Source organism: Clostridium amazonense, assembly GCF_056431285.1.
The window spans coordinates 445,718-459,606 of the sequence record NZ_JBWKMH010000033.1; the positions used below are offsets into that span (position 1 = coordinate 445,718).

Consider the following 13,889-nt stretch of genomic DNA (forward strand, 5'->3'; position numbering starts at 1 on the left):
AAACAAATCATTTTTTATTTGTTTTCTTATAAAACAATATATTATATCTTTAAAGTGAAGACATGCTCATAAATTAACTTACTTAAGCTAATTTATAATTAAAATATAAATATTTTAAAATTAGTTAAATTCCGAGCTTATTTCACTATATATTTTAAAATAATGAAAAGTAGGTGTTAATATGAAATCTGATATATTATTAGAATCAGGTACAGGTGAAGTAGAGGTTTTAGAATTTATAGTTAACAACAAAAATTATGCAATCAATGTTATAAAAGTTAAAGAAGTTGTAGATATTGACAATTTAACTAAGTTACCTAATTGCCATCCATCTATAGAAGGTGTAATTCTTTGTAGAAATGAAATTATAACTTTAATAGATTTAGGATATATACTTGATGGCACTAGAAAACAAAGTTCAAAATTTAAAACTATAATTTGTGAGTTTAATAAAATAAAAGTTGCTTTTAAAATAGATGATGTCGTTGCTATTCATCGTATAAAATGGGAACAAATTCAAAAACCTGATGAAATATCTACTAATAATCTTGTAATTGGTAATATAATTTTAAATAATAAAATCATATTATTATTAGATTTTGAGAAGATAGTAACAGACATAAATCCAAGCACTGGCATTAGTGAAGATAGAATTGTAAATGTAGCATATAAAAATAGAGATAATGTTAAAATTGTCTTAGCTGATGATTCTGCATTAATTAGAAGATTATTAAAAGACACATTAACTAAAGCAGGATTTAAAAATTTAATTTTCTTTGATGATGGAAAACAAACATTAGAGTATTTAAAAGGTTTATCACAGGAAAAAGGTGAAAATTTTATAGAGGATGTTCAAATTCTAATTACAGATATAGAAATGCCTCAAATGGATGGTCATACTTTAATTAGACAAGTTAAAGAAGATCCTATATTAAGACAGTTACCTTGTATAATTTTTTCATCACTTATAACTGACAACTTAAAACACAAAGGTATCTCTGTTGGTGCTAATGGACAACTTAGTAAGCCTGAAATTGGTCAATTAGTTGATATGGTTGATGATTTTATGGAAAAAAAGTAAAATTTAATATAAAATAAAAGACTATTCAAAACTAATCTAAAAGTTAGTTTTGTAATAGTCGTTTTATTTTAATGATATCCATAATTTTTCATATATGACTTTTCTAATTCTTTTATATATGATTCTTGAAGTGTTATCATTTCTGTTAAAACCTCAAACTCAGTGCTTTTCCAACCTTGTTCATTCTTTATGATTCTTCCTCTTACATCTATATACAATGCTCTAAGATCTTTATTTATTTCTATAATACTTTGTATCAATTCTCTAGTATTTTTAGGACACTGAAATTTCAATTTACTATTATAAAGTGTAATTAATGATGATATTTTATCATATATAAAACAATCTATTTCTGTAACATCTCGATCATACAATTCTTGTTGCAAATTCTTATAATAATCAATTTTCTTATTTTGATGTTTTATAAATATATTCATAATTATACTAGATGAATGTGAATCATTAATATCATTTTTAGCATTTTCAAATAATGTCAAAATATTTTTTGAAGTCTCAACTGACTTGTTTAATAAATCTATTGCATTATAACTCATGCTTTTCACCACCATACTTTTCAATTTTATGTAATAATATGTATTGTTTCTACACATATATTATTATGTGAAAATCACTCTTTCTTTGTTCATAATTATACTATATTTTTTTAGAAATTTGTAGTTGAAAATAATATTTATAAATACAATTTACTTTATTAATTACTAAATCAATAGTTTTTTGATTTTCAATTTTAAATTTATATGCAATAAAAAAACTCACTGAAAATCTTCAATTCTCAGTAAGTTCTAAAATATAGGGAAACAAGTTCAAATTTAAAATAATCTTTTTATCAAATGATAATTCTAGAGTTTCAGTTTATTCCTATTATTTACATTTTAAACTAAATAAGAAGTAAGAGTGAAGGGTTATGGTGAATATCACCTGGGATTGAAATCCCCTCTACAATGTTTTATTTGAAATTCAAATAAAATTAATATAATATTTATCCATAAAAAGTTTATTTTGGAGAATAAATTCCCCATTATAATATTCTTACTAACCATAGTTTTAATAGTAAATATAAATATAACTATTACTATGGACATTTTATAAAATTTAGTTTTATCCTTCATTGTTAATCGTTAATTGTCAATTTTTATACGATAATTTAAATACCTCTTCCTCAATTGAAATAAGAATACTTTCATATTGGCTTCTTATATTAATCATTTTCTACATATTATCCTTAAATAATGCAGCTATACCCATTACCCCTATATTATCTTTTAGCTTGGCTTCTTTGATACTGCATACGCTTAAACTAGATTTTAAAGTTCTTTCTTTTATAATTTTCATCATATCATCATAGAAATATCCTAATGATTTTGATACTCCACCACCTATAGCTATTATTTCTGGATTGTAATATATTATTATATTTGATATTCCAACACCTAAATAAAATGCTACATCACTTACTATTTCTTTACATAATTCATCATTTAATTCTGCACCTTTAAAAACATCCTCAGCTTTTATTTCATCTACATTTTTCTTTGCAATTTCCAAGATTCTAGACTCTCTACCTTTTTTTATTTCACTTATAACTCTTCTTCTAATAGCCGTACCTGACGCTAAATTATCTAGACAACCATAATTACCGCATCTACATTTTTCACCCTTATAATCAATAGTTGCATGACCAAATTCACATGCATTACTATTTGCTCCTTCATAAAGCCTTCCATTTAGTACAACTCCTCCACCTATACCAGTGCTTACAGTCATATATACAAAGTTTTTCGAACCTTTTCCTACTCCAAGTTTATATTCTCCATAGGTTGCTACATTTGCATCATTATAAAGCTCAGTTTCTATTTTAAATTCATTTTCCAGTATATCTTTAATAGGTACATTTATAAAATCTGGTAAATTCACTACATAATTAATAATACCTTTTTTAGAATCAATATTTCCAGCTGAACCTATTCCTATTTTACTTATATCATTTATACTTATATTAGCTTCAAGACATGTTTCTACTATGCTACTTTTTATATTTTTAATTATTTCTTCTTTTCCAATTGTAGCATTAGTTTTTATCTTTTTTAAAGCTAATATATCACAGTTCTCATTAAAAATACCTATACATATTTTAGTTCCACCTAAATCTATACCACAATAAAATTTACTCATAACTACTCCTCTTGTAAATTTCTAATTTTTCTACACATATCTTTTAAATACTCATAATTTGCAACACTATATGAACACTCTGACTTATCTTTTGAACTCCCAAAATATACATTAGGATTAATTGACATCGATAAATCTTCTTTCTGAATAAATGATGCTACATGTAAATTTCTAAAGTTCAACTCTCTTATCATCCACTCCACATTGTATGGTCTAACACCACCTGTTAAAATTTCTATTTTTCCTTTTGAGTATTTTATAATTTCTTTTATAGTTTTATATCCATCTTCTATTGAATTCTTTTGTCCCTTTGTAAGTATTCTATCTACCCCTAATTCAATTAATGTATCTAAACTTTCAATTGGATTTTTCACTATATCAAAAGCCCTATGAAAAACTTTTTCCTTATCACCTATAATATCCACAAATCTTTTTAAAGCTTCTTTATTTATAGTTCCATCTTCATTTAATACTCCAAAAACAATACCATCTGCCCCATATTTTATTGCAAGTTTAATATCCTCTTCCATAGATTTTATTTCATATTTGTCATAGAAAAATCCTGATTCTCTAGGTCTTATCATAACCATAACTGGTATATTTAAATTTCTTTTAGTTTCAATTAAACTTCCTATAGATGGCGTAATTCCACCTAATGATATGGATGAATTTAATTCAACTCTATCAGCACCAGCTTTCTCAGCAATAATTGCATCCTCTGCTGAACCACAACAGACTTCAATTGTAACTTTATTATTCATCTTTATTTTTCTCCATTGAAATTGTAAATTCTGTTTCACTATGTCCTACAATTTTATTATTATCATTTACTATTACATTTGGAAATATATCATTTAATCTCTCTATAGTTTCTTTATTTTCATACCCTATTTGCGTTAATATTTCAGAAACTATAAGTGGCCATTCTTCTTCTGAACCATCCAAAACTTTTATTGCTATTCCTAATCTCTCTTTTTTTAGACCAAAACAGTAAACTCCTTTAGCTCCACCTTTAGCTATAATATTTTTATCTTGTAAAAGTACTGAACATATTAAATTTGTTCCTGACACCATTTCATAATTTTCATTCATAAGTGTCGTTATTTTCTTTACTGCAGTTCTTGTATCTTCCTCTTTTATTAAATCTGGACATGCCATTTTCATATAAATTGTTGCAAGATTTTTCATTGGCATACCAAATACAGGTACACCACATCCATCAGTTCCTATAAGTACCTTGTCTTCTTTATAATCTGAAAGATTAGATATATACTTAAGAATTTCTTTTTGTGCTTCATTATCTTTATCCCAATATGTTTTTGTATCACATTTTAATTCTCTACATAAAGTTAAAAGTCCTAAATGTTTTCCTGAACAATTATGATAAATTCTTCTTTTTTCACCATTGTTTCTTAAAATATCTTCCTTAGCTTTCACACCTAAAGGATATGTTGGTAAACATATTAATTCACTCTCTTCAATACCTACTTTTTTCATTATCCCTTCTAATGCTTCTACATGAAATGGTTCAGCTCTATGTGAACCAGTCATAACAGTTAATTCCTTATCATTTAATTTATATTTTTCATCTATATTTCTTTTTATTAATGGAATTGCTTGAATAGGCTTTGCAGATGATCTCATATAAGTTACAAAATTATCATCACCTATACTACACTTAACCTTTCCATCATCACCTACAATACAAATATATCCTTTGTGAATACATTCCACAATATCCCCTCTGTACTCTTTAACAAGAATTTCTTCCACACAAATCCCCCCTAAATTAATTTATATTTCTAAATTTTTATTTCATTGTACCATTTTTTCCAAATTCATACTACAGGACTATAAATCAAATTTGTAATATTTCATTTATTTCTAAATAAATAGGAACTCATAATAATTAAGTTAAATTTTAAAAAATATATACTTAACTATTACAAATTCCTAGTTTTTAAACTCATTAATCTTCTTAACTTTTATTTTCTATTTAAAATCATGTGGATCTTTTACTCTCATAGATACAATATATCCACAGTCAGTGCAAATCTCTGCTATAACCTCTGATCCTTTTGAAAATACCTTGTCCAGTGGAAACATCTTTCCATAAGAATATTGTGTTCCTTTACCTATATGTTCACATCCACAAATAGGGCATTTCTTCTCTTTTTCTTCCATCATAATTCCTCCCTTATTCTAAACTAATTACGCTTTGGATTTTTAGGAAACCACCCTTTTTTTACTCTTTCCTCTTGCTCTATTATTTCATTAATGCTCCAAAAGCAAGAAAACCCTAAGATTCCAAAAACAGCTGATAGTACTCCTATATTACTACTTAAAGATAAAAATATAAATATAATACCACTAATTAAAAATATAGGCCATATCTTTTTTCCAAAATAATACTCTCCCTTAATTACTATAGGATGAAATATACCTATTATAAGAAATGAGATTACACCTATCAATATACCATTAAAATTCATCTTATCACCTCAAAATAAATCTCTTATACCTTAATACTTATCAATATATAAAATTTCTCTCTAATTTGGAAATATATTCAGTATTATTATATAATACATTATACATCTCAACAATAAATTAATTTTTATTTAAATATTCTCACATTGAAAATTATTCATTAATCTCATCATTTTCAAAATATCCATATTCCTCTCCCTTTATATAAATTTATTTTCATCTAATCTAGATTTCAACACTAAATTTATAACTCCTTTAAAGTACAAATATAAAAAACTACATGATATTTCTATCTTGCAGTTTATAATATTTTTCACATCATAATTACTCAAATACTTTTTATGAAAACCTAAATTAGTAATTTCATAACTATCTCACCTTCATCAAGTTCTCATGTATCTTTAAAACCTAATTTTAAAAATATATTTATAATACTTATAAATTTCAAATCTGTTTTATTATCTTTAGCTATTATTAAATTATGTTTATTTCAACTGCGAAATGTGTCTTGTATCTTAATTAAAATAAATATAATTTAATTTTTAGAATGTCAAAATGCTGTCAAATAAAAAAACACTAAGTACGAAACTTAGTGTTTTCAATGGTGCGACTAAACCTATAAGCCGAGTTCTGTATTAGTTGAGATTAATGTATTTTTGTATATATATAATTATATAAGTTATTGCTACACCTAACTTTACACTCTCTAAAATATATATTTGTATTATAATAAAAACATATGTTTTATTAATATTTTTATGTTTAGAATGGCAATAGAATGGCAAATCTATATTTGCCATTCTTAATTTTATAATACTCTTTTATATTTTATTTAAATCTTGATTTAAAATAACTATCTCTCCAACCTTAAATTTCCTATACATTTTCTAGTACAAATTCAAACAATTTATTATATTACTTCATTATTGCAAATACTTGATTTAAAATATAATTGTTTTCAATAATCAAGTAAAATCAATGCTTTAAAAGATTTTTTTAATTCACATTTAGAATAAAATAGAACTCTTTAGAAAAATGTTTTTGATGTTTTTTTGACGAAATAAAAATTAGGAATTTAACATCCCTAGTTTTTATTTTTTCTATATTTGAATTGAACTTCTCTATTATATCTTAAAAATATTACATATTCATCATTTTAAATAACAAAATTTAGCTAACATGATTTAACTTACTTTATTAATTTTACTCTTTTAGAAATACATATATCATCTTCTAAAATTCCTAATATATGCCCATTTATACTCTATATCTTTTATTGTAAATTCTGCACCTCAACTAAAAAATATTTTTGCTCTATAATTAACCCTAACACATTATTTTGGAACTTTAATTCTATTAACCAACCTAATATACTTCAAATTTTATTTATAATTTTATCTAATTCCATAATTTGAATATCATATATATTATATTGTCATATTATATTATGTATAATATTTATATTTTAGGGGGTATATTTATGACTTATAATTGCAATGATTATAGTGAATATGAATACTATGATGATAATTGCCCTAGAGAACAAACTCATACTCATGAATTTTTAGGAAGTACAAAACTTGCTGAAGAATGTGATGAAAGGCATAACCATCGTTTTGCAGGTGTTACTGGACAAGCTATTCCACGAGGTAATTCTCATATCCATAAAATTGAAGTAAGAACAGATTTTTTTGATCATTTCCATAAAATTTGTATATTTACTGGCCCAGCTATATTTGTAGGAGATGGAAAACACATTCATTTAGTGACAGGTATGACAACTGTTGCAGATGGACACAGACACAATTTCATATTCACAACCTTAATTGAAAGTCCTTTAGTATAACTATGTCTTAATATAGCACTCACATATTAAATTAATATGTGAGTGTTTTTAAAATAATTATATTTTTTAATTTTTTGTTTTAAACATCTCTAATAATCGTAAATAATGATTTGCCTCTCGTAAAGTATGATCACCTAATAATGGTATTATTATAGATTTTATTTTACACTCTACTAACCCTTGTGTACCTTGTTGTTTGAATTCCTTAATTTTTTTAGTTTCTTTTAAATTATTCTCTGTTATTTCTGAAAGTGGAATTGTCATATCTATAGCTTTCATTGTCTCTTTAGTAAGTTTGTCAAACTCATTTCCAAATTTATTCGCTATATCTATAAGTTCGTTTTCAGTTGGATCTAATAATCCACGTATAAATTTTGAATGTTCAGCCATAATTCTATTCCAGAAAACTTCTTGTTCATAAGCCTCTTTTTCAAAATTCATATCTTCATGATTTTGAAGTCTTTCCATTAATTTGTAATATAATGTTGCTTCTCTTAAAATGTGCTCTATAAGTAAAGGATAATTATTTGTGAATATTTTACATTGAATAATACCTGATAATACACAAGATTTAAATTGTACTAAGCTTAAAACCAACTCCATAGCCTTCTTATTAATCATAAATACTCTTTCTTCAAGCATAGAGTTGTTTCTCTTGAAATCATATCCCATCAATGTTGATTCTGCCTTTGTCAAATTAGTTGGAATTTTCACTCCTGTAAAATATGATGAAGCCATTTCAGCCTTTAATGTAAATGGTGTTATAACTTCTTCAGATTGTAATATATCATCGCTTACAACACCATTAGAAATAGATATAATCTCCTCTAAAAGTTGGTCAAATTCCATTCTTAGAGTATCTGCCTTGCATATAAAATCTGAATCTTTTCCCATAAAACCTATTTGTAAGAAAAATGAATGTTCTTTCATAATCCTTACAAAGAAAAGATGTAATTCTAACGACTGCCTTATAAATTCAATACTAGATAACATTTTAATCTTCCTTAATATAACACTTACTTGCTGATACCATTATATTATTCTTATGCATAAAATGTTACAATTGTAATTTATTTTAAAGTATAAAAATAAAATATTATACAAATTTTAATATTGATATAATAATCCTACGTTCTACTTAAACTAAATTCTATACGTTTCTTTAATTTGTTTCTTGATTTTTAATTATTCCTTTTTTAAGCTTCATTTCTCTTTAAATAATCCTCTTTGAACTACATAAAGAACTTAACAAAAAACACACTACCTTAGATGATGCTTTTACATTTTCAGGCAAAACCTCTTTTATCAGCAATACCTAAATATCATATATATGACTGACACATGTAATTTTCACTACTTTATACACGTAAATAATTCGAAATTTTCAAGTATTAATCAGTCGAAAATCCATATTTTTTCATTAACCCTTCATTCAACTTTCCTCACCTTCCCTTGCATAAAAATAAGCAATAAAAAGATTTTTTTATAAACCTCTTCATTGCTTAGTTAAGGGACTTTTGAATAATTTAAAACAAAAAAATTTGCTTCTATTGCTTATATTGTACACTTAATTTACTTTTCTTTAATTTAAATTCCATATTTAATAGTTAATATTACATAAACCATCTTTTCCCATAAAAAATACAATAAGAACAACTATATACAGTCATTCCTATTATATTTCACACTCTCAAAATAATTCATCTATGATATTTATTTTTTAACTACACTAGTATTATATATATTATCCTTTTAAATTATTCATAATTCAAATTGCTTTTCTACCCATTATCTTTTAACTATTTTATTATAAAAAATTAGGCAATAAAAAGAATGCTAAATCTTTTATTGCCTAAGTTAAGGGTCTTTGGATCATGTGATGCAAAAAAATTGCTATTACACTTTTATATTATACCTACTATTTTAGTAATATTACCTAACTTTACATAACTTAATAATAAGTATTGCATAAAACATCTTTTTATATAAAAATGCATATTTACTTATTTGATTCAGATATATTAATATTTATATTATTAACTTCATTTTCCTGTATTTTTTCTAAATCATTTGTACTTTTTCCAAGACTTAATGATGAAACTACTTTTAAATCTTTCATTAATAGCAATGTTTTCATTCCATCAGTAGTTGTAATTATTTTAGAACTTGTGACTTCTTCATTTTCCTCTTGTTCATTTTGAAATTTATTTGAATCTAAATTATTTTTTCTAATTTCATTTTGCTTTTCTATATTTTTTTTAAGTTTTTCATTATCTTTAACCATAAATTTTTCTTTTACTGATTTTGTATAATAACTAGAATTTGATATATTTACACCTTTTAAGTTCATACTATTCACTCCTATATAGTTAGATTTATTGAATATATCGTATATTGTTTAACAAACATGATGTATTTTTTACATGATATTTTTAAACTAAAAAGAAATCTATTAAATTTTGATTTATTCTTTTTGGTATATATTGTTAATGCCAAACCTGGGTGTTTTCAATTAACGTCCTTATACTTTTAACAAATTTTTTGGATTTATTTATAAACACTCTTACATTTAAAATTTTATATTCTTCACCATTTATTATATAACTTAATATACTATTATTGAGTTCATTTATAATGCCATGCATTGAAATCAAATTTAACAAATAATATATTTAACATCACCATTTCTTATTAATTATTTTAAGCCAAATCCTTCTTTCATTACAGTTTATTTTTAGAGATATTCTACAACTCAAAGAATATCTAGTTTATATTGTCTTGCATTCTATATTTATTTCAACGTTGTGTATACTCTTATTTATGTATAAGTATGTTTTTCATTCAAATTAGAATGATTTACACTGTATTGATTGTAAAATAATAAAAAGACATATTAACTTATATGTCTTTTTTATTATTTCCACATATTTTATAAATTTAATTTTGACTTCAAAGCTTCTTGTAATAATTGTGAAAAATTAATATTATTTTCCTCAGCCTTTTTATTTAACCATGATGGAATAGTTAAAGTTTTCTTTACTGCCTTATTATCATATTCTTTTAAAATATCTTTTAAGTTAGCTTTTACTAAAATTAATGTTTGTTTGTCATTGACTTTTATATCATCTGCTGATGTTGCTTGCGGTATTTCTTTCTTTTCTTCATATAAATCAAATATAGCCATTTTAAAAGCGTCCTCAGCCATGATAAAAGCGTCTGATAAAGTTTCACCATAAGAAATTATATAGTCAAAATCTAAAAACTTAACATTATAATCTTCCTTGCCTAACTTTTCTACTATAGCTGGAAATATATAATTTTCTTTATACATTTTTATTCCTCCTATTATAACTAGTTAATATCTATATAAATTTTATAGCTTAGTGTTACGTAGTTCTTTATCATTCATGAGTAACTTTTTCTATCCTTGTATATAATCATACTTGTCCAAGATTTTTTATTACTTCAAAGACAACTAAAAAATCAACTAATTATTTAAAAAATATGGTTGAACCTAAGTTTTTAATTTATAATAAAAATTATAATATGAACTGTGGGGTGTTACAATGATAATTAATTTGTACAATGATGAAGATAGAAAGTTAATTGAATATATAAATAAATATGACTATATAGACGAAAATGGCTATATAGATATTGATAATATGGAACGTGTTGAAAAAGAAAAATATATAATTATGTTTAAAAAGACTAAAATTGATAAGTATAAAAGATATAACTTTTATGAAACTTTTGAAGAAGCTGACCATGCTTATAACACATTAAACTATGAATTTAAATTTATAGCATTAGCTGATACTACATGTGTCAATTTGCTTGGTGAAGATTTTTTAGACACTTGTAAAATAAAGAAAATAATTAAATAAAGAATGTGATTTTATTATGTGTTGGTCAACTGGTAAGAATATTCACCCAATGTATTATACAAATAAACTACCTAAATTGCTTAAATTATGTAATATTAATAAGAATATTAGATTTCATGATTTAAGACATACAAATGCGACTTTACTTTTGCAACAAGGCGTTAATTCTAAAGTAGTTCAAGAAAGACTTGGTCACAAAGATATAAGTACAACTTTAAATATATATTCACATGTAAATAAAGAAATGCAAAAAGATGCTACTAATAAATTAAATGCTCTTTTTAATTTTTAGAATGGCATTAGAATGGCAAATTAAAAAACACTAAGTACGAAACCTAGTGTTTTCAATGGTGCGACTAAACCTATAAGCCGAGTTCTGTATTAGACAATCATCTATCTAGGCCTATTGTTTCCAATAAGCTCAAGCGATACACCCAGAGACGGGACGGGCAGCCCCATATGTCTCTCTATTCGATCTTGCTTCAGATGGGGTTTACATAGCCGTAAAGTCACCAGTACGCTGGTGAGCCCTTACCTCACCTTTCCACCCTTACCAGTTAGATAAATCTAAACTCACAAGTAAACTTGTTCTGGCGGTATATTTCTGTTGCACTTTCCTTAGAGTCACCTCCACTGGGAGTTACCCAGCACCCTGCCCTATGAAGCTCGGACTTTCCTCTCCTGATAAATCAGCAGCGATTGTCTGGCTTACTCGCAAGATTTATATTATCACATCTCAATGTTAATTGCAAATTTTTTCACCCTAATCTCTTATATTGGTAATATTCTTTCTATTTGAATCAAGATATTTATTAATTTTTTCTTCATTAAAAGTTATTTTTTAATATATGCAAAATTTTAATTTAGGTATTTAACTAGTCTAATTTTAGATTTTTGAAATAAAAAAACTTCAAGGAGTATATCCTTGAAGTTTTTTTATTAATATTAAATTTTAAAGTCTGTTGGATTATATTCTTTTGCTTTTGGTTCACCAAAAATAGCTTTGGCACTTTCTGTTTTAGGATCATGATTAATATGTTTGTGCGTATTTGTTTTTTTCTTTTTCATTTTGTTTCCCATAATTACATCATCTCCTAATTCTCTTTAATAAAATGCAAAACATAGATGATAAAGCTTAAAAATAAAATTTAGACTTTAATTTTAATATTTAAGACATATTCTTTAAACTTTTCAATCATTATTGAATTTTATTTATGTCCTATGTCTTACAACATTATATTGTGCAATTTTTTTAAATTTATTCTAAAAAAACAGTTTCATTATAAATGGGTTAACTACTGTAACCATCCATGCACCAACTGGTGGCACTATAAATAAAACCATAGGAATTGCACCATCTTTTTCTGTGATGCTTTGAATTGTAGACATTGTACTAGCTGGCATTCCTAAATTAAATCCAACATATCCTGCTGCAACATAAGCTGCCATTGCATTCTTTTTATATACTTTGAACACTATATAATAAGCTATTAATATTATTATAATAGTGTTTAATATTATTAATATTAAGCTATAAAAATCTAAACTTAATATAGATTTTAAATTAAACATAGAATAATTTGATACTAACAACATAGATAAGCAAAAATTTCCTAATAAATTTATTGATGGAACTTCTATTTCATAAACTTTTGTTTCATCAATAATTAATCTAAGGACTAAAGCTACTAAAAATCCTCCACCTGCTGGATTTATATATTTGCCAAATCCAAATTTTGTAGGTAACATGCCTATAAATATAGTGATACCTATCAAAGCTAAATTTTTCAAAAAACTCATTGGATTAAAAGTTGGTTCTTTTATTTTAAGAGTCTTTGATAAGTCTATTTTTTCTGATAATTTAGCATATAGTATACATGCAACTATAGTCCCTATATAAAGCATTAAAACTGATATCCCTAACAACATATCAGTTTTTTCTTTTATATCATTTGCTAGAAATGGCATAGTACTTAAAAGTGTATGGTCTCCACCAATTCCAAGCGAACCCAATATTGCTGACTCTACATGACTTTTTTTTAATATTGCTCCAACTGAAAAACTTAAAATATTTTGAATAACTAATATCAAAGATGAAAAAAATAAAAATATCATTTGTGGTTTAAATCCCTTTTTAAATGCATCTTTATTAATTCTTAATCCTATAGTTCCAAAAAATCCTGCTACAAATATAGGTGTTAAAGAAAAATCTCCATCTACTTTTGTAAATCTATTAGCTATTAAAAGAATTATAGCAAATATTAAACCGCCTATTAATGGAGCTGGTATATAATATTTTTTTAAACATGATGTTTTATTTTTTATTTTATATCCTAATATTAAAAATATAATTAATAAAATCACTGTTTGAATTGCTGTAAATTTCATATTT

Annotated in this window: 15 protein-coding genes and 1 other RNA gene; 4 read left to right on the forward strand and 12 right to left on the reverse strand. The window is 24.9% G+C overall.

The genetic code is table 11. From position 1 onward, the window contains the following. The first annotated feature begins 181 nt into the window (after positions 1 to 181). Complete coding sequence (locus AC07E4_RS16840) at positions 182 to 1,081, forward strand: chemotaxis protein (RefSeq protein WP_478217021.1); 900 nt, start codon at positions 182 to 184, stop codon at positions 1,079 to 1,081. Positions 1,082 to 1,149: 68 nt separating this feature from the next. On the opposite strand, the gene AC07E4_RS16845 is transcribed toward AC07E4_RS16840, so the two are convergent. The 6 genes from AC07E4_RS16845 to AC07E4_RS16870 all read right to left on the reverse strand — a co-directional run bounded on the left by AC07E4_RS16845 (position 1,150) and on the right by AC07E4_RS16870 (position 5,766). Further along, positions 1,150 to 1,635, reverse strand: coding sequence for a hypothetical protein (locus AC07E4_RS16845; protein ID WP_478217022.1), 486 nt, complete (start codon positions 1,633 to 1,635; stop codon positions 1,150 to 1,152). Between the two features lie 676 nt (positions 1,636 to 2,311). Continuing rightward, on the reverse strand, positions 2,312 to 3,274 hold the full coding sequence (locus tag AC07E4_RS16850) for an ROK family protein (RefSeq protein WP_478217023.1): 963 nt from the start codon (positions 3,272 to 3,274) through the stop codon (positions 2,312 to 2,314). Between the two features lie 2 nt (positions 3,275 to 3,276). Next, complete coding sequence (locus tag AC07E4_RS16855) at positions 3,277 to 4,035, reverse strand: copper homeostasis protein CutC (protein ID WP_478217024.1); 759 nt, start codon at positions 4,033 to 4,035, stop codon at positions 3,277 to 3,279. Further along, a complete protein-coding gene (locus tag AC07E4_RS16860) occupies positions 4,028 to 5,047 on the reverse strand; it encodes an asparaginase (protein WP_478217025.1) in 1,020 nt (339 codons plus the stop codon). The genes AC07E4_RS16855 and AC07E4_RS16860 overlap by 8 nt, the downstream gene beginning before the upstream one ends. Positions 5,048 to 5,266: 219 nt before the next feature. Next, positions 5,267 to 5,458, reverse strand: a complete 192-nt coding sequence (locus AC07E4_RS16865) for a hypothetical protein (protein WP_034440307.1) — start codon at positions 5,456 to 5,458, stop codon at positions 5,267 to 5,269. A gap of 23 nt (positions 5,459 to 5,481) precedes the next feature. Then, positions 5,482 to 5,766 carry a DUF4491 family protein gene (locus AC07E4_RS16870; protein ID WP_034440310.1) on the reverse strand — a complete coding sequence of 95 codons (285 nt, stop codon included), beginning with the start codon at positions 5,764 to 5,766 and terminating at the stop codon, positions 5,482 to 5,484. Positions 5,767 to 7,244: 1,478 nt separating this feature from the next. Here AC07E4_RS16870 and AC07E4_RS16875 point away from each other — a divergent pair. Beyond that, positions 7,245 to 7,610 (forward strand): YmaF family protein, encoded by a 366-nt coding sequence (locus tag AC07E4_RS16875; protein WP_478217026.1) that lies wholly within the window; start codon positions 7,245 to 7,247, stop codon positions 7,608 to 7,610. A gap of 66 nt (positions 7,611 to 7,676) precedes the next feature. Here AC07E4_RS16875 and AC07E4_RS16880 read toward each other — a convergent pair whose 3' ends face one another. The 3 genes from AC07E4_RS16880 to AC07E4_RS16890 form a co-directional block, all read right to left on the reverse strand. Beyond that, the gene (locus tag AC07E4_RS16880; RefSeq protein ID WP_478217027.1) at positions 7,677 to 8,603 is read right to left on the reverse strand and encodes a DUF2935 domain-containing protein; all 927 of its coding nucleotides are present in this window, start codon (positions 8,601 to 8,603) and stop codon (positions 7,677 to 7,679) included. A 1,006-nt stretch (positions 8,604 to 9,609) separates the two neighbouring features. Continuing rightward, entirely contained in the window at positions 9,610 to 9,960 is a 351-nt protein-coding gene (locus AC07E4_RS16885) for a hypothetical protein (RefSeq protein WP_478217028.1), read from the reverse strand. Positions 9,961 to 10,539: 579 nt separating this feature from the next. Beyond that, entirely contained in the window at positions 10,540 to 10,941 is a 402-nt protein-coding gene (locus AC07E4_RS16890; protein WP_478217029.1) for a type II toxin-antitoxin system HicB family antitoxin, read from the reverse strand. Between the two features lie 235 nt (positions 10,942 to 11,176). Here AC07E4_RS16890 and AC07E4_RS16895 point away from each other — a divergent pair, with 235 nt between their 5' ends. Together AC07E4_RS16895 and AC07E4_RS16900 are read left to right on the forward strand one after the other, a co-directional pair. Next, a complete protein-coding gene (locus tag AC07E4_RS16895; RefSeq protein WP_430829656.1) occupies positions 11,177 to 11,497 on the forward strand; it encodes a hypothetical protein in 321 nt (106 codons plus the stop codon). Between the two features lie 16 nt (positions 11,498 to 11,513). Next, positions 11,514 to 11,789 carry a tyrosine-type recombinase/integrase gene (locus tag AC07E4_RS16900; protein WP_478217030.1) on the forward strand — a complete coding sequence of 92 codons (276 nt, stop codon included), beginning with the start codon at positions 11,514 to 11,516 and terminating at the stop codon, positions 11,787 to 11,789. A 57-nt stretch (positions 11,790 to 11,846) separates the two neighbouring features. Here AC07E4_RS16900 and rnpB read toward each other — a convergent pair. The 3 genes from rnpB to AC07E4_RS16915 form a co-directional block, all read right to left on the reverse strand. Next, an RNA gene (gene rnpB / locus AC07E4_RS16905) (RNase P RNA component class A) lies at positions 11,847 to 12,212 on the reverse strand. 230 nt (positions 12,213 to 12,442) lie between these two features. Then, positions 12,443 to 12,577 carry a CPC_1213 family protein gene (locus AC07E4_RS16910; RefSeq protein WP_278245479.1) on the reverse strand — a complete coding sequence of 45 codons (135 nt, stop codon included), beginning with the start codon at positions 12,575 to 12,577 and terminating at the stop codon, positions 12,443 to 12,445. 183 nt (positions 12,578 to 12,760) lie between these two features. Further along, entirely contained in the window at positions 12,761 to 13,885 is a 1,125-nt protein-coding gene (locus AC07E4_RS16915; RefSeq protein ID WP_478217031.1) for a sodium/glutamate symporter, read from the reverse strand. Positions 13,886 to 13,889 lie beyond the last annotated feature (4 nt).